This window comes from Streptomyces sp. NBC_01190 (genome assembly GCF_045039895.1).
In the GTDB taxonomy this organism is placed as follows: domain Bacteria; phylum Actinomycetota; class Actinomycetes; order Streptomycetales; family Streptomycetaceae; genus Actinacidiphila.
Genome location: NZ_CP108580.1, coordinates 5695258 through 5714154, shown reverse-complemented (window position 1 = coordinate 5714154; position 18897 = coordinate 5695258). Strand labels below are relative to the sequence as shown.

Annotated in this window: 16 protein-coding genes; 7 read left to right on the top strand and 9 right to left on the bottom strand. The window is 71.8% G+C overall.

Translation table 11 applies throughout. The features are described 5' to 3' along the window. Positions 1-341: 341 nt before the first annotated feature. From OG519_RS24110 to OG519_RS24100, 3 genes are all read left to right on the top strand, one after another. Positions 342-884, top strand: coding sequence for a hypothetical protein (locus OG519_RS24110; RefSeq protein WP_405587646.1), 543 nt, complete (start codon positions 342-344; stop codon positions 882-884). 139 nt (positions 885-1023) lie between these two features. Next, positions 1024-2262: a sensor histidine kinase gene (locus OG519_RS24105; protein ID WP_405587643.1), complete on the top strand. Its 1239-nt coding sequence runs from the start codon at positions 1024-1026 to the stop codon at positions 2260-2262. A 49-nt stretch (positions 2263-2311) separates the two neighbouring features. Then, a complete protein-coding gene (locus OG519_RS24100; protein WP_405587641.1) occupies positions 2312-3004 on the top strand; it encodes a response regulator in 693 nt (230 codons plus the stop codon). Positions 3005-3059: 55 nt separating this feature from the next. On the opposite strand, the gene OG519_RS24095 is transcribed toward OG519_RS24100, so the two are convergent. Together OG519_RS24095 and OG519_RS24090 are read right to left on the bottom strand one after the other, a co-directional pair. Then, positions 3060-3665, bottom strand: coding sequence for a TetR/AcrR family transcriptional regulator (locus OG519_RS24095; RefSeq protein WP_405587638.1), 606 nt, complete (start codon positions 3663-3665; stop codon positions 3060-3062). 116 nt (positions 3666-3781) lie between these two features. Continuing rightward, complete coding sequence (locus OG519_RS24090; protein ID WP_405587635.1) at positions 3782-6592, bottom strand: ATP-binding protein; 2811 nt, start codon at positions 6590-6592, stop codon at positions 3782-3784. Between the two features lie 371 nt (positions 6593-6963). Here OG519_RS24090 and OG519_RS24085 point away from each other — a divergent pair, with 371 nt between their 5' ends. Next, a complete protein-coding gene (locus tag OG519_RS24085; protein WP_405587632.1) occupies positions 6964-7659 on the top strand; it encodes a type 1 glutamine amidotransferase domain-containing protein in 696 nt (231 codons plus the stop codon). A gap of 111 nt (positions 7660-7770) precedes the next feature. On the opposite strand, the gene OG519_RS24080 is transcribed toward OG519_RS24085, so the two are convergent. The 4 genes from OG519_RS24080 to OG519_RS24065 form a co-directional block, all read right to left on the bottom strand. After that, positions 7771-8631 carry a DUF427 domain-containing protein gene (locus OG519_RS24080; RefSeq protein WP_405587629.1) on the bottom strand — a complete coding sequence of 287 codons (861 nt, stop codon included), beginning with the start codon at positions 8629-8631 and terminating at the stop codon, positions 7771-7773. Positions 8632-8761: 130 nt separating this feature from the next. After that, positions 8762-9532, bottom strand: a complete 771-nt coding sequence (locus OG519_RS24075; RefSeq protein WP_405587626.1) for an SDR family oxidoreductase — start codon at positions 9530-9532, stop codon at positions 8762-8764. A 63-nt stretch (positions 9533-9595) separates the two neighbouring features. After that, positions 9596-10450 carry an alpha/beta fold hydrolase gene (locus OG519_RS24070; RefSeq protein ID WP_405587623.1) on the bottom strand — a complete coding sequence of 285 codons (855 nt, stop codon included), beginning with the start codon at positions 10448-10450 and terminating at the stop codon, positions 9596-9598. A gap of 170 nt (positions 10451-10620) precedes the next feature. Continuing rightward, positions 10621-11346, bottom strand: coding sequence for an alpha/beta fold hydrolase (locus tag OG519_RS24065; protein WP_405587621.1), 726 nt, complete (start codon positions 11344-11346; stop codon positions 10621-10623). 202 nt (positions 11347-11548) lie between these two features. Here OG519_RS24065 and OG519_RS24060 point away from each other — a divergent pair, with 202 nt between their 5' ends. Then, on the top strand, positions 11549-12205 hold the full coding sequence (locus OG519_RS24060) for a CGNR zinc finger domain-containing protein (RefSeq protein ID WP_405587619.1): 657 nt from the start codon (positions 11549-11551) through the stop codon (positions 12203-12205). 197 nt (positions 12206-12402) lie between these two features. Here the strand turns inward: OG519_RS24060 and OG519_RS24055 are convergent, their stop codons facing one another. Next, positions 12403-13647: a copper resistance D family protein gene (locus tag OG519_RS24055; protein ID WP_405587617.1), complete on the bottom strand. Its 1245-nt coding sequence runs from the start codon at positions 13645-13647 to the stop codon at positions 12403-12405. A 540-nt stretch (positions 13648-14187) separates the two neighbouring features. On the opposite strand from OG519_RS24055, the gene OG519_RS24050 reads away from it, so the two are divergent. Next, positions 14188-15186 carry an SRPBCC family protein gene (locus OG519_RS24050; RefSeq protein ID WP_405587615.1) on the top strand — a complete coding sequence of 333 codons (999 nt, stop codon included), beginning with the start codon at positions 14188-14190 and terminating at the stop codon, positions 15184-15186. 26 nt (positions 15187-15212) lie between these two features. Continuing rightward, on the top strand, positions 15213-16385 hold the full coding sequence (locus OG519_RS24045; protein ID WP_405587612.1) for a zinc-dependent alcohol dehydrogenase: 1173 nt from the start codon (positions 15213-15215) through the stop codon (positions 16383-16385). A gap of 126 nt (positions 16386-16511) precedes the next feature. On the opposite strand, the gene OG519_RS24040 is transcribed toward OG519_RS24045, so the two are convergent. Together OG519_RS24040 and OG519_RS24035 are read right to left on the bottom strand one after the other, a co-directional pair. After that, entirely contained in the window at positions 16512-17522 is a 1011-nt protein-coding gene (locus tag OG519_RS24040; protein WP_405587609.1) for an alcohol dehydrogenase catalytic domain-containing protein, read from the bottom strand. 205 nt (positions 17523-17727) lie between these two features. Next, positions 17728-18756 carry a phosphotransferase gene (locus OG519_RS24035; RefSeq protein WP_405587607.1) on the bottom strand — a complete coding sequence of 343 codons (1029 nt, stop codon included), beginning with the start codon at positions 18754-18756 and terminating at the stop codon, positions 17728-17730. Positions 18757-18897 lie beyond the last annotated feature (141 nt).

Below are 18897 nucleotides of genomic sequence, written 5' to 3'. Positions count from 1 at the left end.
GGCGGGCATAGGAAGAACTCCACGGCTTGGGGAGGTTGGCAGGTCAGCGCGGTGGTACGGATCGAGGTTCGCATCGGGGTACGGATCCGCCCCCGCCCCTCCATCATCCGCCAACGGCATCCGTGGCGGACGACCCGCCTCCGGCTTCTCCCGCCGGGCCCGCCTCGGGCTTCCTTCCGGGCGTTCAGACGGGCCCGCGCGCGGGCCTCCTCGCGGGCCTCCTCACGGGCAGCGGCTCGGTGGGCGCGGTGCCGGTCCGGCCCCCGGTGGCGGCGGACTTCCACCCGCGTTCCACCCGTGGGTTGAAGTCCGGGGAGCGGCGCAAGCGGATGCTCGATGACATGACCACCACCGACTGGATCATCGACATCGCCCTCGTCCTCATCGTCTTCCGCCAGATGCGCGAGGAGCGGCTGACCGCCCGCACGATCCTGCTGCCGCTGGGCATCATCGGGTGGGCGGCAGGCAACTATCTGCACCACATCCCGACGGCCGGCAACGACCTGCCCCTGGCGGCGGCGTTCGCGGGGGCCGGCGTCGTCTTCGGCCTCTTCGGCGGCCTGCTCACCCGTGTCCGGGTCGCCGACGGGCACGTCAGGATCAGGGCCTCCGTCGGCGCGGCCGCGCTGTGGGTGATCAGCATGGGCTTCCGGCTGGGCTTCGCCGTCTGGTCCTCCCACCCCTCCGGCGCCTCCCGCATCGCCCACTTCTCCGCCGCCCACTCCATCACCAGCGCCCAGGCATGGGTGGTGGCCCTCATCCTCATGGCCTTCGCCGAGGTGGTCCTCCGCCTGGCCACGATCGTCGTCCGCGGCCAACTCCAGCTCTCCCGCTCCCAGGCCGCCACCGCGACCCCGACCACCCGCGACGGCGCCTACGTCTGAGGCGGCACGTCCCCCGCCGGCCCCGGCGGGGCCGACCGTCCATCCGCACCGGTCCGGGGCTGGCACCCTGGTAGGCGGGAGGGCAGGCGTTCGGCGGGCGGGGCCCGGCCGGCGGACGACGAGAAAAGAGAGGCACAGCATGGCGAGCACCTGGCTCGATGCCGGACCGGCGCGCCGGTGGACGGCCGGATCGCGAAGGCTCGTCGGCGCGCTGACCATGGTCGCGTGCGTGGCGGTCTCCGTCCTCGCGGCCCCCGGGACGACGCCGAAGGCGGCCGTGGCGGTGCTCGGGGCCGGCGCCGAGCTGGGCGCGCTGATGGGCCGCCGCTTCCTGCCGGAGCGCTGGGCCGCGCTCGGCCCGGCGCTGACCATCACCACCGGCTTCGCCATCATCGTCCTGGCGCCGAACGGGCTCGGCGAGGTCCCGGTACTGGCCGGCGCCGCCGCCCTGGCGACGCGCGTGCCGGCCGGGCCGGTACGCGGCGGGCTGGTCGCGACGGTCGCGGTCGCCTTCGGCGTCACCATCATGGCGATCACCGGCAGCCCGATCGGCCTGCTGGCGGGCGTCGGCGCCTGGCTCACCGCCGACCGCTCGGTGGAGCGCGCGGCGCTGCAAACCGAAAGGGACCGGGCGGTGGCCCTGCTGGCCGAGGTGGAAGCCTCCCGGCAGGCCCGGCAGGAAGCGGCGGCCGTCGAGGAACGCGGCCGTATCGCCCGCGAGATGCACGACGTACTGGCGCACAGCCTGGCCGGCCTGTCCGTACAGCTCCAGGCGGTCCGGGCGATCGCCGCCCGGGAGGGCGCCCCGGCGGCGCTGACCGGGCCGATCGACCGGGCCGCCGAACTCGCCCGCGACGGGGTGCAGGAGGCGCGTGCGGCGGTGGGCGCGCTGCGGGTCGCGCCGCTGCGGGGTGTGGACGACCTCGGCGGGCTGGTCGGCGGCTTCCCCGGGGAGGCCCGGCTGCGGGTCAGCGGCCGGGCCGGCCGGCTCGCCCCCGAGGCGGGCCACGCGGTGTACCGGGCGGTGCAGGAGGGGCTGACGAACGCGGCGCGCTACGCCACCGGCAGCCCCATCGATGTCAACGTGGTGTGGGACGACCACGAGGTCCGGGTGGCCGTACGGGACCAGGGGGTGCCGGCCGGCCGCGGCCCCTCCGGTGTGCGGGGCGGCGGTACCGGTCTGCGCGGGATGGCCGAGCGGATCGAGGCCGTCGGGGGTTCGCTGACCGCCGGCCCGGCGCCGGACGGAACGGGCTGGCGCATCGTGCTCCGCGTACCGGTCGTGGCAGCGGCCGGCCGGGACGCCGGTGCCGCCACCGCGGGAACCGTGACCGGTGGCGTGGTGGCCGCCGGCGGTGACGGGAAGATGGGAGCGTGACCGTATCGGCCGCCGTCGGGGCGCCGGGCACGGGCGGGGAGGCGGACGCGTGACGATTCGGGTGCTGGTCGCCGACGACCAGGCGGTGGTACGCGACGGGGTGGTACTGCTGCTGGCGTCGGCCGACGACATCGAGGTGGTCGGCCAGGCCGGCGACGGCGACGAGGCGGTACGGCTGACCGCGCAGACACGGCCCGACGTCGCCCTGGTCGATCTGCGGATGCCGGGCCTGGACGGCGCCCAGGTGACGGCGGAGGTACTGGCCGGGGACGTCCGCACCCGCGTGCTGATCCTGACCACCTACGCCGACGACGACGCGGTGATACCCGCGCTGCGGGCCGGCGCGGCCGGTTACCTGACCAAGGACGCCACCGGTGAGGCGCTGCTGACCGCGGTCCGCGAGGTCGCCGCCGGCCGTACGGTGCTGGACCCCGCGGTACAGCGCCGGCTCGTCCAACTGGTCGTCAGCGAACCCGCTCCGGCGGCACCCGCACCGTCGGCCCCGCACGCCGCGCCCTCCCCGCCGCCCGAGGCCGAGGGACTGACCCGGCGGGAGATCGACGTCGTCCGCCTGGTGGCCGAGGGCCTCAACAACCAGCAGGTGGCCCGCGAGATGGTCGTCAGCCAGGCGACGGTCAAGACCCACCTCAACCACGTCCTGGCCAAACTCGCCCTGGAGGACCGCGGCGCCCTCATCGCCTGGGCCTGGCGCCACGGCCTGGTCAAGCCCGCCGGCCGGTAGCCCGGGGACCCGCCCTCGCCGCCTCCGCCGCTCCCGCCGCCCCGCCGTCCTTCGCTTACGGCTGGAGGCCCACCGCGAGCCTGATCTGCGACAGCAGGACCCGGCGGAATCCCTCGGCCGTCGGCGTGGGGTGCTGCAGAACCTGGGGGATCATAAAGCCGACAAGCGACACCAAAAGGAAATCAACAATTTCGTCAGGGCTGTGGACAAGCGTGAAGAAACCCTGATCGCGGCCATCGGCCACCGCACGCACAAAGGGTTCCCGATAACGGTGCTGCACTTCGAGGCTGTATTCACGCAACTCCTCGTCGCGCATGCCCGCCCGCCAGAATTCGATCAGCACCTGCCGCGTGCTGCCGGAGTTACCGAGGCTTCGGTCGATCAGCGCGACGAGACGCCCCCACGGGTCCTGGCCGGTCGTGACGGCGGCATCGAGCGCCACGATTTCCTGATCGGTATAACGCCGCATGGCCTCGATCATCATGTCCTCGCGGGACCCGAAGTAATTCTGGAGGGTGCTGATCGCCACCCCGGTCGCCGCTGATACATCCGCGAATCTCGTGTTCTCGTATCCCCGTTCCGCGAGCACGGGACCAACCGCGTCAAGGACCGCGATCCGCTTGGCACCGCCGGCCCGGCGCGTACGATGTGCTGGAGGCATCCACGTACCTTACGGCCGTACCGGAAGATGGTCAATCAAGGGCTGTTCACCGCGCCTCCGCAATGAGATGACCGGCATTCCACGCTACGCGAAAGAGCCGGCCGGCTTTGGGAGCCTCATTCCTCCAGGGCTTCGAGCGCGTCACGAAGAGCGGCCCGGGAGCCGACGCCGAGCTTCGGAAAGATCTGGTAGAGGTGCGCTCCGACGGTCCGGTGCGAGAGATAGAGCCGCTCGGCGATCTGCTTGTTGCTCAGGCCGGAGGCCGCCAGTTCCGCGATCTCCCGCTCCTGCGGCGTGAGCACGCTTCTCCCCGCCGCCCCCTCCGCCCCGGCCGGCGGCCCGATCCGCGGCGCGACCCATCCGGTGGCACGCAGCTCCTTGGCCGCGCGCTCAGCCCAGGGGCGGGCGCCGAGCCGGGTGAAGGTGTCGTGCGCCTGGCTGAGCACTCCTCTGGCGTCCACGTTCGCGCGCGCCCGTCTGAGCCGTTCCCCATGGGCCAGCCGCACCCGGGCCAGATCGAACGGCCACCGCTCGACGCCCGGCAGGGCCGCCGCGGTGTCGAAGAGCCGCGCCGCCTCGTCGTCGTCGGTGGCGCACCATGCCTCCGCGGCGCCGGCGAGCAGCGCCAGCCGTGGCGAGAGCGCCGCGATGTCCGCCTGCCGTGTCGCGCGCACATGTGCGGCCGCCTCCGCGGGGCGGCCGGTGCGGACCGCGGCTTCGACGAGGTCCATCGACACCCACAGGGCGTGCGGGACATGGGAGGCGTAGGTGCCCGCGGGGCTGATGGCCGTCGCGTGCTGGTAGGCCCCTTCGAAATCGCCGCGTCCGAGTCCCATCAGGGTGCGCACGTGGCTGGCGTAGTGCAGCGCCGTACCCACACCCCGGGGGGTCGCCCAGCGGATGATCTGGCCGCTGTAGAGGTCGGCCGTCTCGTCGTCCCCGCGGGACGCCGCGACGACAGCCCGGCAGTACCAGAAGTACCAGGTGAAGAAGTGGTAGCCGGAGCCCTCGCACAACTGGATTCCCTCGTCGGCCAGTTCGACGCACTCGTCCCACCTGCCGGAAAGGAAGTCGTCCAGGCACACATGCATCAGCGCGCCGATGTGTCTGCGGACCGGGCCCCCGTCGCGCCCCTGGAGGATGACCTTCCACGAGGGCTCGCGGACGTCCGCCAGCCGGTCGGCGTAGAGGGACGCGGTGCCGAGCCGGACGATCCGTCCTGGGTCGGTCTCCTCGGCGGCTCCGCCGAGGACCGACTCCAGCGTTTCCAGCGCGCCGACCCCCGATCGGGCGGGGTCGGAGAAGGTCTTGCCGATCACGGACAGCAGTGCGGGCGGCCCGGGTCGCAGGCGCGCCATCGCCGCGTAGAAAGGCGGCCAGAGCTCCGCGCGGCCGCCGAAGAAGCACAGCAGCAGCAGCAGATGCATCGCGTCGACGAGGGCGTTGTCCTTCGCGTCGTACCGGTGTGTGCCGGACTCGATGGCGCCGACCAGAAGGCGGTGAGCCGTATCGACGTCTCCGTCACCGTTGATGATCAGATACACGGCGGCGGCGGCGGAGCGCAGTGACCCCACCAGGTCGGGATCGGCGCGTCGGGCGTTGTCGAGCAGTTCCGAGGCACCGCGCAGCTCGCCGGTGGCGTCGGCGCCGATGTAGGCCGCCTCCGCCAGCCGCCGGGCCCGGTCGGCACCGCGGGGGCTCAGATCCGCCGCCCTGACCAGCGCCGCCACCGCGCCGAACGCGTCGCCGCGCGCGGTGATGCGGTGCGCGGCCTGTTCCAGCAGGACGGCCACCTGCTCGTCCGGCTCGATGGACGCCTCGCCGAGGTGCCAGGCGCGGCGTTCCGGCTGGTCCACCAGCACCTCGGCCAGGGCGCGGTGCGCGGCGCGGCGCTCGGCGCCGGTGCAGGCGTCCACGACCGACGAACGGATCAGGGGGTGGCGGAAGACGAGCCGCCGGGCGCCCTCGTCGAAGTGCACCAGCCGGTCCTGCTCGGCGGGGGCGAGATCTTCCAGCTCGGTGCGGTGGCCGGTCTGCCGCGCCGATGCCCGCAGGATCCCGAGATCGCCGGTTCCGTCCATCGTGGCCAGCAGCAGGAGCCGTCGCGCGGCCGGCGGCAGCTCGGCGACCCGGGACACGAAGAGTGCCTGGAGACGCTGGCTGAGCGGCAGTACGACGGGCAGGTTCTCCAGGGCCGCGCGCTGCTGCCCGCTCAGCACCGTGGGCAGTTCCAGGAGCGCCAGCGGGTTTCCTTCGGACACGGCCAGCAGCCGCTGCCGTACCCGCTCGGCGAGGTTGGGGAATCGTGCGTCGAGCAGGGTCCGCGCCGACTTCTCGTCCAGCGGCGGCACCTCGTACTCGGGCAGGCCGCCGCGCTGGAAGAAGGTCTCGCTCCCCGAACGCATGGCGCCGAGGAAACTGACGCGGCCGCCGGCCAGCCGCCGGGCGACGAATCCCAGTACGGCGGCGCTGGCCCGGTCGACCCACGGCAGGTCGTCGACCACGAGGAGCAGCGGGTGGGCGGCGGACACCTGGCGCAGCAGCATCAGGGTCGCACTCGATACGACGAGCCGGTCGGGCGGCGGCCCGGTGCCGAAGCCGAGCGCGACCCGCAGGGCGTCGCGGTGCGCGCTCTCCAGCTCGCCGAACGCGTCCGCCAGCGGAAAGAGGACCTGGTTCAGCCCGGAGTAGCTCACGTCGGCCTCGAATTCGACGCCGGCCGCGCGCAGGACTCTCGTCCCGTTCGCGGCCGCGAGGTCGGCCACGGCGCTGAGCAGGACCGTCTTGCCCACGCCGGCCTGACCGGACAGGAGCAGCGCGCCGCCGCGGTCGGGGGCGGCGAGGAACTCGCAGATACGGTCCAGCTCCGCGGTCCGCCCCACCAGGGCGTCGGCGGCGCCGTATTCGAAGAGGCCGCTGTAGCCCATCCCGTCACGCTCCCGTCCGCGCCCAGCCGGGGTTCCAGCGACGCCACGCAATGCTTGAACTCTAAACTTGCTGTTCGGACGGTCATTGTACACACGATTGGGCTGACCGTACCGTACGAGCGAACGGTATCTTGATCCGGTACGGCCAAGCCGATTTTTGCGGGCCGCACGCTTGCGCCGTCGATGGTTACCCGGTCCCGCCGGCCAGGGGCCGACGGCCGCCCGCCATCGCCGACACCCCAGCCGCCGCCGAAGCCCGGTTTCCTGATCCCGCCGCTGCCCCTGCGCGGCCGGACCGGTCGCTGTTTTACCCTGGGCCAAAGGACATATCGCACCAAATCTCTCGACGGGGGATGAGGAGGCGGACGGTAATGGCGAAAATACTCTTCGTGGTGAGCGGCGCGACGTACTGGGTGCTCAAGGACGGCACCCGCTACGCGACCGGTTACTGGGCCGAGGAGTTCGCGGCTCCGTACAAGGCGCTCACGGAGGCCGGCCACGAGATCGTGGTGGCGACACCCGGCGGGGTGACGCCGAACGTCGACATGATGAGCCTGCGCCCGGCGATGGCGGGCGGCGAGCAGGGCGCCCTCGAACTGGAGGGGATCATCCGCGAGGCGGAGGTGATGCGGCGGCCGCTCAAGCTGTCGGACGTGCGCCCCGAGGACTACGACGCGGTCTATCTGCCCGGCGGGCACGGTCCGATGGCCGACCTGTCGCTCGACGCCGACGTGGGCAGGCTGCTGACGGGCCAGCTCGCGTCCGGCAGGCCGCTGGCGATCGTCTGCCACGCCCCCGCCTCGATGCTGGCCACCAGGATCCACGGCGAGTCGCCCTTCAAGGGCTACCAGGTCACCGGCTTCACCAATGACGAGGAAGAGGAAGTGGGGCTCGCCTCCAGGGCTCCCTGGCTGCTGGAGGACGAGCTGAAGGACAAGGTCGGCGTCGACTTCAGCCGCGGCCCCGTCTGGGAGCCGTACATGGTCGAGGACCGCAACCTCGTCACCGGCCAGAACCCGCACTCCGCGGCCATCCTGGCCGAGCGCCTGGAAAAGATCCTCGTCTGACCACCCCCACCACGCGCCGCGCCCACCCCGGCTCGGCCGGCCGGGCCTGATGGCCCGCACGACGCACCGGCAAGGGACGACCCCCTGCCGGTGTCGCCCGGTCGGGCCGGCTCAGCGGTGGTGGGTTTCGTCCGGGTCGAGGCCGCGGTCGAGGCCGTGGGAGACGACTCCCTGGCCGGGTTCGAGGGCGAGGCGCTTGCCGTCGAGGAAGACGGCAACCATGTCGGGTTCGAAGGAGATCATGTCGGAGATGGCGGACACCTCGGGGTAGGCGTCGGGATATGACCAGGCCGCCTTCGCCGCGGCGCCGATGTCGTAATAGCCGGCCAGGCCCTTGAAGGGGCAGAAGGTCTGCGTGTCGACCGGGGTGAGCGCGCTCATGTCGATGTCCTCGCGCGGCACGTACCAGCGCGGCGCGAATCCGGACTCGTAGAGCACGGTCGGGCGCGACGAACGCGCCACCACCCGTTCGCCGTCGCGGACCTCCAGGTCGCGGGAGGTGGGCCGGATGTCGATGCGGTGGTACGCGTCGGCGGCGTGGCCGAGGACGCGCTGGTCCTCCTCGTAGAAGCCGTCCATGGCCCGCCAGGCGAACGCCACCCGCCCCTGGAGTTCGCGGGCGTGGTCGGCCAGGGCGGTGTGCTGCCAGGCGGCCCGGTCGCGGTGCTGCTGCCCCTGGCGCGCGGCGTACCACGAGGTGTCCCCCAGGTCACGGTGCCGGGTGACATGCCCGCTCGGTTCGAGCGTGCCCGGCGTCACGTCCTCCATCGGGAAGTACGCCACCGGGTAACGGTCCGGCTCGTGCAGGATCACGACGTCCTCGCTGTCGGCGATCCACTCGCCGCCGAACTTGACCCGCAGCCTGCGGCGCAGCGGTTCGGCGAACAACAGCCGCTCGGGGAGCGGCTGCGGTGTCAGAAACCTGCCGACCGCGCCGTGCGCGAGCGGACCCTGCTGCCATGCAAGACCCATGGTCTCTTCTCCCTCTCGTGCGGGTCCCCCTGTGCGAGCCGCCCCGGGGCCGGACGTGGCCGGGGTCGGCCACCTCGGCCGGATGGGCCGGCCCGGCCGGATACGGCCGGATGGATCACGTCGACCGCGGTCAGACGGACTTGATCTCCCCGCCGTCCATCCGCAGCACGGACCCGGTCATCCAGCGGGCCGCGGGCGAGACGACGAACGCCATCAGTTCGGCGATCTCCTCCGGCTGGCCGAAGCGGGTGATCTCGGCCTTCGCGGGGAAGTTGGCGATCGCCTCGTCAACGGTCATGTCGTGGGCGGGTGCCCAGTGTTCGAGGTACGAGCGGCGGCGGCCCGTCATGACCGCGCCGGGCATGACGCTGTTGACCTGGACGCCGTCCATGATGCCGCGGTCGGAGAAGGCCTTCGCCAAGGCGGCGATCGCGGCGTTGATCGTGGCGACGGCCCCGGTGGCGGCCCTCGGAGAGATGGCCGAGTTGCCCGACATCAGCACGACCGAACCCTTGCTCTCCATCAGGGCCGGCCAGGCCGCGACGGTCAGCCGCCGGGCGCCGTGCAGCTTGAGGGCGAGCCCCGCGTCCCACTGTTCGTCGGTCATGTCGAGCACATCGATCTGCGGTACCGCGCCGGCGATGTTGACCAGCGCGTCGATGCGCCCGAACCGCTCAAGGGTCGTGTCGACGACGGTCCTGGCCGCCGAGGGCCGGGCCAGGTCCAGGTCGACGACGAGGGGTTCGGCCCCGGCCGCCCGCACCTGCGCGGCCGTGTCGTCCAGGTTGGCGCGGTTGCGGGCGACGAGCACCACCGAGGGAAAGTCCCGCGCCAGCCGGATCGCCGTCGAGCGGCCGATCCCCTGGCTGGCCCCGGTGACGATCGCTACGGAGTCGGGCATGCCATTTCTCCTTCGCTGCTTGGCTGTTGGCGGCTGCGCCGGGGCGGGTGCCCGGCAGGGATGTCAGCCGGCGAGGAACTCCCGGATCGCGTCGGCGATCTCTTCGACATGTGTCTCCAGGGCGAAGTGGCCGGTGTCCAGGAACCGCACCTCTACGTCGGGCAGGTCCCGCTTGAAGGCCTCGGCCCCGGCGGGCAGGAAGTACGGGTCGTTCCGGCCCCACACCGCGAGCAACGGCGGCCTGCTCTTCCTGAAGTACTCCTGGAACGTGGGATAGAGCGCGACGTTGGTCGCGTAGTCGAGGAAGATGTCGAGCTGGACGTCGACGGCGCCGGGCCGGGCGAGATAGAAGTTGTCCAGGCCGTAGCCGTCCGGGCTGACCCGCGTCTCGTCGGGCACCCCGTGGGTGTACTGCCAGACGGTGGTCTCCGGCTGGACGAGCATCCGGACCGCTTCCCGATTGGCCTGCGACGGCTCCTTCCAGTACGCCTGGACCGGCGCCCAGCCCTCGCTCAGTCCCTCTTCGTACGCGTTGCCGTTCTGCGAGACGATCGCGCTGATCCGCTCGGGGTGCCGCGCGGCGATCCGGAAACCGACCGGGGCGCCGTAGTCGAACACGTAGAGCGCGAACCGGTCCAGGCCCAGGATCTCGGTGAGGCGGTCGATCACCTCGGCCATGTGCTCGAAGGTGTAGTCGAAGTCGCCGCGCGCGGGCATGTCGGACTTCCCGAAGCCGGGTAGGTCGGGGGCGACGATGTGGAAACGGTCGGCGAGCAGCGGGATCAGCTCCCGGAACATGTGGCTCGACGACGGGTATCCGTGCAGCAGGAGCAGGGTCGGCGCGTTGGGTGCGCCGGCCTCCCGGTAAAAGACATTCAGACCGTCCACGCTCGCGGTGCGGTAGGCGATGTCGGCCATGGCGGGCCATCTCTTCTCTTCAGGACGCGGTGGGTGGTGTGCGGCCGCGTTGTAACTGTCTTGTAGGCCTGTAAAGGGTTATGCAATGCGAGACGCGAGCTCTCCGGCGCGGCGCCCCTTGCCCGGCCGTGCCCGATGAGGCCAGCCGGACCAGCCGGGCCGACCGGGCCTCAGCGCCCGGATTCGGCCTCGCGCACCGCTTCCATCACGATGCCGACGACCTCGCCCGGCGCCGTGATCATGGGCACGTGGTCGACGGGGGCCGTCCGGGTCCGCGCCTTCATCCGCTCGGCCATGAAGTGCTGGTTCGCGGCCGGGATCATGCGGTCCTCCTCGGCCACGAGGAACCGGCTCGGCCGGTCCCGCCACAGCGGCCGGCCCACCGGGGTCCCGATGCACGCGGCGGCGAGCGGCCGCTGGGTGGCGGCGAGCAGTGCCTGCTCCTCCTCGGACGCCTGCTGGGCGAAGGCGGCACCGAAGGCCTCCTCGGGCAGCCAGATCAGCTCGTGCGGGTCGGGGGCGAGTTCGGGGGCGCGCGGGTGGGGGTCGGTCCGGTAGAAGATGTCGGCCACCGTCTCGCCCTCGTCCGGGGCGAGTGCGGCGACATAGACCAGCGACGCGACCTTCTCGTCGTGCGTGGACGCGATGACCGCGCCGGCGTAGGCGTGCCCCACCACGACCACCGGGCCGTCGAAGCGCTCCAGCGTCCACTCGAGCGTCGCGACGTCGTCGGCGAGCGAGGTCAGCGGGAGCGGCGCGGCGACCGCCTTCACCCCTTCCGACCGCAGTCCCGCGATCACCTGGTGCCAACTCGATCCGTCGGCCCAGGCGCCGTGCGCCAGCACGACCCCGATGCTGCTCTCCTGCACTTCCTGCACTTCCCGCACTTCCTTCATTTCCTGCTCCTTCCACGTCATCTCTGCTCGGGCCACAGACAGGCGCTGCGAGCTAACCTCTCTGAAGACGTTCGTCAGGTTATGGAGCGCCGGATAACTTGTCAACAGGACTCAAGGCGGTTACTGTCGCCATCGAACGCTCCTTGTCCGAGGGAGCGGTCAGCAGACAAACCAGGCAGACACGACAGAGAGGACAGTCAGGATGGTCCAGCACGGTCCGGCTCTGTTCCTCGCCGACACGCTCGGCCTGGACTTCCTCAACTCGATCGCCACACCGGTCGACACCGAGATCGACTGGATCGACGACGGCGACGGTCTGCTGGCGTGGCTCGAACAGGCGGAGCTGGTGCCGGCCCGCACCCTCGCCGAGCTGCGGGAGCAGGCGCTGCCGGGCGAGCTCGACCAGATCGCGGCCCAGGCGCGCAGTCTGCGCGAGGACCTCAGGGCTTTCGTCCGCGAACACCGGGGCCGGCCGCTGGATCCCGGCGCCCTCCAGGAGCTGGCGCCGCTGAACCGGCTACTCGCGCGCGACGAGGGATTCCTCCAGCTCGTCGCGGACGGCCAGGGCGGGACGGACGGGGCGGACCGGGTGAGCAAGACCGGCCTCCGGCTACAGTCCACGCGCCGCTGGCGCTCACCGGACGCGCTGCTGCTGCCCATCGGCGAGGCGCTGGCGCGATTCCTCAGCACGGAGGACTTCTCGGACGTCAAGGCCTGCGAAGGCCCGGCCTGCACCCTGATGTTCGTCGACCACACCCGGGGCCGCGTCCGCCGCTGGTGCAGCATGGCGATGTGCGGCAACCGCGCCAAGCAGGCCGCCCACCGCGACCGGCTCAAGAAGGGCCGCGTCACCGGCTGACGAGCGGACGCGGCGCGCGCCGGGGTGTGAGACGCCCGCCCCGCTCGACCGGCTCCACCCGCTCCACCCGCTCCACCAGGGCGAGTTGCCGGCGGTCATCAGCGTAATCGGCCCGGGTACCGGTCGTTGGGACCGGGCCCGGGCCGACCGTTGGCGCCGGTGTGGGCCGTCGCCAAGCGGCTTGACCTCCCTGGGCGTTACGCGGTGATGAGGTCGCCCGGGTCGGTGACGGCGGTGGCCGTCGCGGCGGCGGTGCGGCGGCGGGCCAGGACTCCGGAGAGCCAGTAGCCGGCGATCATCAGGGCGATGACCAGAAGGGTTTCACCGGTCCCCCACACCCAGGTGGACGCGCCGACCTCCTTGGTGGGGATCTTGGGCAGGTCGTCGAGCGAGACCGCGGAGTGCTTGGCCGCGCCGGCCTGGAACGCCTGGTTGCGGGCCGAGCCGTGCAGGAAGGGCGCGACGAAGACCACCGACATGCCGAGGAGCGCCTCGATGGTGATCACGACCGGGAAGTCCCGGACGAGGACGGTACGCAGCGGACGTTCGTCGCCGGCCGCGCGCAGTGCGTCCACCCGGGGGTGCAGCCAGAACTGGTTGAAGCCGCCGAGCAGCAGCAGGGCGCCGAAGATGAGGATCTTCACGCCGAGCACCCGCCCGTACATCGTGGTGAAGAGCTGTGTGGGACCGTCCACATGCTCCCAGTAGAGGAAGAGCCCGGACAGCGTGATGGCGGCGACGCAGCCCATGGCGGCGACGGAGAAGCGGCGGATCACCGGGGACCAGAACGCGCCCCGGTCGTTCGCGCCGACAGCGCCCGGGAGCGTGAGCAGCGCGAGTCCCGCCAGGCCGCCGAGCCAGACGGAGCCGCCGAGCAGGTGCAGCATCCACATGAGCGTCTCGAAGACGGTACGGCCCCAGTCGTCCGGCACCTCGTCGGGGAATTTGGTGGTGCCGAGGGCGACGGCCCCCGCGCCCAGACCGGCCGCGAGCAGCCACCGCCGGGCGGGTCCCGCCGCGACCGGGCGGAAGGCGAGCGGGGCGACCAGCAAGGCTCCGACCAGGACGAGGGTCACCTCAAGTCCGAGCAGACGGCCCTCGTTGCTGCCGTCGTAGAGCGTGTGCCACGCGGCGGCGTAGTCGTAGCCGCCGCTCTGCGAGGCGTCGTGCGCGATGTCGGTGAGTACGGCCGGCCCGGCCAGGATCCCCAGCACGACCGCGACTCGGGAGAGCCGCACGGTCACGGCGGCGAGCGTGTCGGAGCCGATCCGCCGGGCGACCGGGCCCACCGCCACCAGCGCCAGCGCGGTGATGCCGACGAATCCCATCAGGGTTACCCAGGTCGCCCAGGCCACGGCACTGTCTTCGAACGGACCGAGCGGCGTCGACGGCGCCGCCGCGGCAAGCGGCAGGGCATGCGGAATCGAACCGGGCAGGGGCATGGCTGAACCATCCTCGCGCAGGGGACCGGGGGACAACGGCACATTAGGTTAGGCATGCCTAATTTGAATCGTCAACAATGCGGCGGTCAACAACCCCCGGCGGCCCCAACGGCCCCCGGCGGAACCAGCAGGCGAGCAGCGGCCTGGCGGTGAACTGCTCCTGCCCGGTCGGTCCCGCCGCCCCGTACAGGCTCTGGATCCTGACGCCGGCGCAACCCGCTGACGTCCCTCCCGCCGGGGTCCGGCGCATCGGGCGTGCTCCCGGCGGCTTGTGACGGCTCATCAGATCCGCATGGTCCACGGGTTCGCGGACGACGGACGACCGCCCGATGCGCGCACTCGCCCCCGTTTGGTCAGGTTTTCTACCGTTTACCGAGCATTTATTGGTGTTTCGGAAGAATTTTCCGCCAGCTCCGGGGTAGCAGCCCCTGGTCGCACCCGGCGGTCCGCCATGGGTGGCGCCGGGCGCGTCCCGGCGAGTGCCACCGCGCCGCGACCGCCGCCGCAACCGGTAGGACGGACCACATCATGGAGGGCCCCGTGAGCCACCACCACGTATCCACCACCGAACGCCTGCCGAAAGTGCTCGGCTGGGCCGGTCTCGGGCTGCGAGCCGCCCAGGTCACCGCGCCGAAGGCGGTCAGCCGGCTGACGGGCGTCCCCGACGCCCTCCTCACGGCGCGTACCGCCATCCCGCTGGTGGGCAACCCGGGCAGCCGGGAGCCGGGGCACGCCGCCCTGCTGCCGGCCGGCCGCGAGCCCGCCACCTGGGTGTGGACCCGGGTCACGGGCGACACGATCGACCTGACCGCACTGGGCCGCGCGCTCGCCGCCCGGGGCGCCGAGTTCAGGGGCAACGAGCGCAAGGACGCGGGCGCGGGCCGCGGCGGCCGGGGCGCCGGCGGCAAGCTCCGGACGGCGGTCACCGCCGCCGCGCTGGCCGCGATCACCGGGGCGGGCGTCTACGCGGCGATCCAGGAGCTGCGGCGGCAGAAGGACGAGGACCGCCGGGGCACCATGAGCCTGTACGCGAGCATCACCATCGACCGGCCGCGTGCGGAGGTCTACCGCTACTGGCACGACCTGGCCAACCTGCCGCGCTTCATGGCCCACCTCGAATCGGTGGAGACCGAAGGCGCCACCCGTTCGCACTGGAAGGCCAGGGGACCGGCCGGGCGCACCATCGGATGGGACGCCGAGATCACCGAGGACCGGACCAACTCGGTCATCGCCTGGCAGTCGAAGGGCCCCACGCCGGTGGGGAACACCGGCTCGGTGCGCTTCTCCGACGCTCCCGGCGACCGCGGCACCGAAGTGCGGGTGGAGCTGTCCTACGACCCGCCCGCCGGCAGCGCGGGCACCGCTGTCGCGAAGCTGCTCGGCGAACACCCCGAACAGCAGGTCCGCGACGATCTGCGGCGCTTCAAGCAGGTCATGGAGACCGGCGAAGTGGTCCGCTCGGACGCCAGCCCCGAGGGCACCCGCGCCTTCCGCCAGGCCAGGCAGCGGCCGGCCCAGCCGCTCGCCGCCGCCGCTTGATACCCGATCCGCCAAGGAGAACCGCCATGAAGGCCACCTGCTGGACCGGGCGCAACTCGGTCGACGTCCTCGATGTCCCTGACCCGAAGATCCTCAACGCGAGCGACGCGATCATCCGTGTCTCCTCCACCACGATCTGCGGCTCGGATCTGCACCTCTACGACGGCTACATCCCCACCATGAAGAAGGGCGACATCCTCGGCCACGAGTTCATGGGCGAGGTCGTCGAGGTGGGCCCGGCCGTCCGCAAGCTCAAGGTGGGCGACCGGGTGGTCGTCCCCTTCCCCATCGCCTGCGGCCAGTGCTGGGCGTGCCGGCACGAGCTGTACTCGGTCTGCGAGAACTCCAACCCGAACGCGGGCCTGGCCGAGAAGTTCATGGGCCACAGCACCGCCGGGATCTTCGGCTACTCCCACATGCTCGGTGGCTACGCCGGCGGGCAGGCGGAGTACGCGCGGGTGCCGTTCGCCGATGTCGGCCCGATCAAGGTCGAGGACGACCTGACCGACGAGCAGGTCCTCTTCCTCTCCGACATCCTGCCCACCGGCTATATGGGCGCCGACAACTGCGACATCACGCCCGGCGACACCGTCGCGGTGTGGGGCGCCGGGCCGGTCGGCCAGTTCGCCGCGGCCAGCGCCTACCTGCTCGGCGCCGAACGGGTCATCGTCATCGACCGCTTTCCGGCCCGGCTGGACCGCACCCGCGAGCACACCGGCGCCGAGACCATCAATTACGAAGAGGCCGACACGCTGAAGGCGCTGCGTGACATGACCGCGGGCCGCGGCCCCGACGCGTGCATCGAGGCGGTCGGCATGGAGTCACATCACCCGACCGGTCCGGTCAACGCGTACGACCGCACCAAGCAGGCGACCCGTACGGAGACCGACCGTCCGCACGCCCTGCGGGAAGCGATCCTCGCCTGCCGCAACGGCGGCACCGTCTCCACCCTCGGTGTCTACGGCGGGCTGGTCGACAAGTTCCCGATGGGCTCGCTGATGAACCGGTCACTGACCCTGCGAGCCGGCCAGTGCCACGTCCAGCACTACCTGCGGCCGCTGCTCGACCGGATCCGCAAGGGTGACATCGACCCGTCCTTCGTCGTCTCGCACCACATGCCGCTGGCGGAGGCACCCAAGGGCTACGAGATGTTCAAGAACAAGCGGGGCGAGACGAACAAGATCGTCCTCCACCCCTGAGGGGAAGCGCCGCCCGCTCGGGGCGCTGAGCGGTGGGCGGAACGGGCGTCAGGCGGACCGGTCGAGGTCCGCCTGACGTGTGCGCGGGTGGGGGGTGGGGGCCTGGCTCCGCGAACAGAAGGCCGCTCAGAAGGTGATGACCGCTCGGCCGGCATGCCACTTGCCCTCGACCATCCGGGACAGGGTCGCGGGCGCCTCGTCGAGGCCGATCGCGGTGATGTCGGGCATCAGGTCGTGCTGGGTGGCGAAGTCGAGGGTGTCCCGGGCGTCGTGCGGGGAGCCGGAGGGTGAGGCCATGACGTGCAGCCGGTTCAGGACCATCAACTGGGTCGGCAGCTCCAGCGGATCAGGACCGTACCCGAGCAGCGCCAGCGTACCGTCGGGGGCCAGACCGCCCAGCGTGTCGGCGGCGGCCTGGTTGGACGGCGTGCTGTTGATGATCACATCGGCGCCGTAGCCCCAGGATTTCAGGGCGGCGACCGGGTCTTCCTCGGCGGTGGCGATGAAGCGTTCGGCGCCGAGTTCCTTCGCCCGTTCCTCGCTGCGGTGGGAGCGGCCGAGCACGGCGACGCGCGCGCCCATGGCGATGGCGAACCTGACCGCCATACCGCCGATGGCGCCGGCGCCGAGCACCGCCACCCGGGAGCCCGAGGTGACGCCCGCCTTGCGCAGGCCGTTGAAGGCGGTGAGCCCCGCGCACATCAGCGGCGCGCCGGCCACCGGATCGAGGCTGTCGGGCAGCGGGGTCACAAATCCCTCGCGGAATACCGCGTACTCGGCGTAACCGCCGTCGGTGACGATGCCGGTAATGCGCTTGTTAGGGCAGAGGATCTGCTCACCTTGCACGCAGTAGTCGCAGCGCATATCCGAGTCGTACAGGAACTGGGCCCCTACCCGCGCCCCCACTTTCGGCCAGCTCACCCCTTCACCGAGTTCCTCGATGACACCGGTCACCTCGTGCCCCGGAATCGTGGGGAATTGCGCGAAGGGATATTCCCCGTGTACCAGGGTCACCTCCGAGTTGCACATCCCGCAGGCGGTCATCCTCACCAGGATCTCACCGCGCCCCGGGGTGGGAACATCGCGTTCGACCAGCTTGAGATCCGAGTGCGGGGCGGAAAGTTCGGCAGCACGCATGGTTTCTCCAAAATGGGAGACCACGACCCGGCCGCACCCTCTGCGGGTCCGACCGTCCGAGATGGACATTATCGCCGACCAGCACTCTCAGTATAAGGGCGCCCGGATATACGTGTCCAAGTTCGCCCATGACCCGGCCCCTCTCCCCGGGGATCCGGATTCTGGCGCCAGGAATCATGGTGACGGTGGACAACGGGATGAGCCGCTACGGGCGTTGGGCGGGGACCGGTCGGAGGGCTGGCCAGCATGCGGTCATGCGATGGAGCATGCCGGTGGTGAGCTGGGTCAGGGCGGTGAGGTCGGGGCGGTCCGCGGCGTGGCGGCTGACGACGGTGAGGCGGTGGACCAGTCGCTGCCTGGCGGTCGCGGTGCCCCACGTCCAGTCCTGGGACGGGATCCGGGCCAGGTGGTCGACGGTTTCCCGCTCCGCCCGCTGAACGAGTGCGTCGCCGCGCAGCAGCCAGCCGGCGCACGCGTCGGTGAGGTCCCCCTCGGGCTCGGCGCCGGTCGCGGCGCGCCAGGCGGTGCGGTAGGCGGCCTCGGCCCGGTCAAGCAGCGGAGCGTCCGCCGTGGTCACGCACCAGCAGGTGGGGAAGCCGACCCGCAGGTAGGCGAGTTCCGTCAGGCCGTTGCCCAGCGCGGCCTGCTCGAAGTCCACGAACTTCACGCCGTCGCCGGTGTGCAGATCGTTGCCGGGGCAGGGGTCACCGTGCAGCAGCGCGTTCCTCGGTGCCTGGGCGAGCCGATCGAGGAGGTCGTCGAGTTCGCCGGCCACGCCCGGCGGTACGGAGACCCCGAGCGCCTCGGCCAGCGTCAGGAAGGAGCCGATGTCGTCGCGGGTCGGGCCGGACCAGGCGGGCAGCGCGCCCACCTCCTGCCGGGCGCCGGCCGCGTGCAGCCGGGCCAGGGCCGCCGCGTAGTCGACGGTCCAGTCCGGCGGCGGTGGGCGGTGCGCCAGCTTCTCCAGGACCAGCACCCGGTTGCCGGAATCGGTGCCCAGCAGCACCGGTACGACGGGCGGCTCGACGCGGGCGGCCAGCCGGAGCGCGGACACCTCGCGCCCATAGCGCGCCGCGGCGTCCGGCGCATCCACGATCTGCTTGACCACCGCGGGGCCGGCGGCCAGCTCGACACTCCACACCCGCGAGCGGGGACTGCTGCTCAGCCGGCGGCTCCGCCGGGGTTCGCCCAGCTCAGCCCGCAATCCGTCGCCGAAGGGCAGTCGTGACCACATCGGTTCATCGTGCCACACGGGTGAACGGCCCTCGCGGCGCGACGAGTTCGCGGCCGGCACGGGGCGCGTTCGGCCCCCCGAGCCCTCCACCGCCCAGGCTGCCCGCCGACCGCCTTTGACAAAGCGGAACGTTGCTCCGTA

Bases quoted from the DNA above. Each gene is read 5' to 3' on its own strand.
- OG519_RS24105 (WP_405587643.1), top strand. From the start codon at position 1,024: ATGGCGAGCACCTGGCTCGATGCCGGACCGGCGCGCCGGTGGACGGCC.
- OG519_RS24035 (WP_405587607.1), bottom strand. From the start codon at position 18,756: ATGTGGTCACGACTGCCCTTCGGCGACGGATTGCGGGCTGAGCTGGGC.
- OG519_RS24075 (WP_405587626.1), bottom strand. From the start codon at position 9,532: ATGCCCGACTCCGTAGCGATCGTCACCGGGGCCAGCCAGGGGATCGGC.
- OG519_RS24060 (WP_405587619.1), top strand. From the start codon at position 11,549: ATGGTCCAGCACGGTCCGGCTCTGTTCCTCGCCGACACGCTCGGCCTG.
- OG519_RS24095 (WP_405587638.1), bottom strand. From the start codon at position 3,665: ATGCCTCCAGCACATCGTACGCGCCGGGCCGGCGGTGCCAAGCGGATC.
- OG519_RS24070 (WP_405587623.1), bottom strand. From the start codon at position 10,450: ATGGCCGACATCGCCTACCGCACCGCGAGCGTGGACGGTCTGAATGTC.
- OG519_RS24040 (WP_405587609.1), bottom strand. From the start codon at position 17,522: ATGCGTGCTGCCGAACTTTCCGCCCCGCACTCGGATCTCAAGCTGGTC.
- OG519_RS24085 (WP_405587632.1), top strand. From the start codon at position 6,964: ATGGCGAAAATACTCTTCGTGGTGAGCGGCGCGACGTACTGGGTGCTC.
- OG519_RS24090 (WP_405587635.1), bottom strand. From the start codon at position 6,592: ATGGGCTACAGCGGCCTCTTCGAATACGGCGCCGCCGACGCCCTGGTG.
- OG519_RS24065 (WP_405587621.1), bottom strand. From the start codon at position 11,346: ATGAAGGAAGTGCGGGAAGTGCAGGAAGTGCAGGAGAGCAGCATCGGG.
- OG519_RS24080 (WP_405587629.1), bottom strand. From the start codon at position 8,631: ATGGGTCTTGCATGGCAGCAGGGTCCGCTCGCGCACGGCGCGGTCGGC.
- OG519_RS24045 (WP_405587612.1), top strand. From the start codon at position 15,213: ATGAAGGCCACCTGCTGGACCGGGCGCAACTCGGTCGACGTCCTCGAT.
- OG519_RS24055 (WP_405587617.1), bottom strand. From the start codon at position 13,647: ATGCCCCTGCCCGGTTCGATTCCGCATGCCCTGCCGCTTGCCGCGGCG.
- OG519_RS24110 (WP_405587646.1), top strand. From the start codon at position 342: ATGACCACCACCGACTGGATCATCGACATCGCCCTCGTCCTCATCGTC.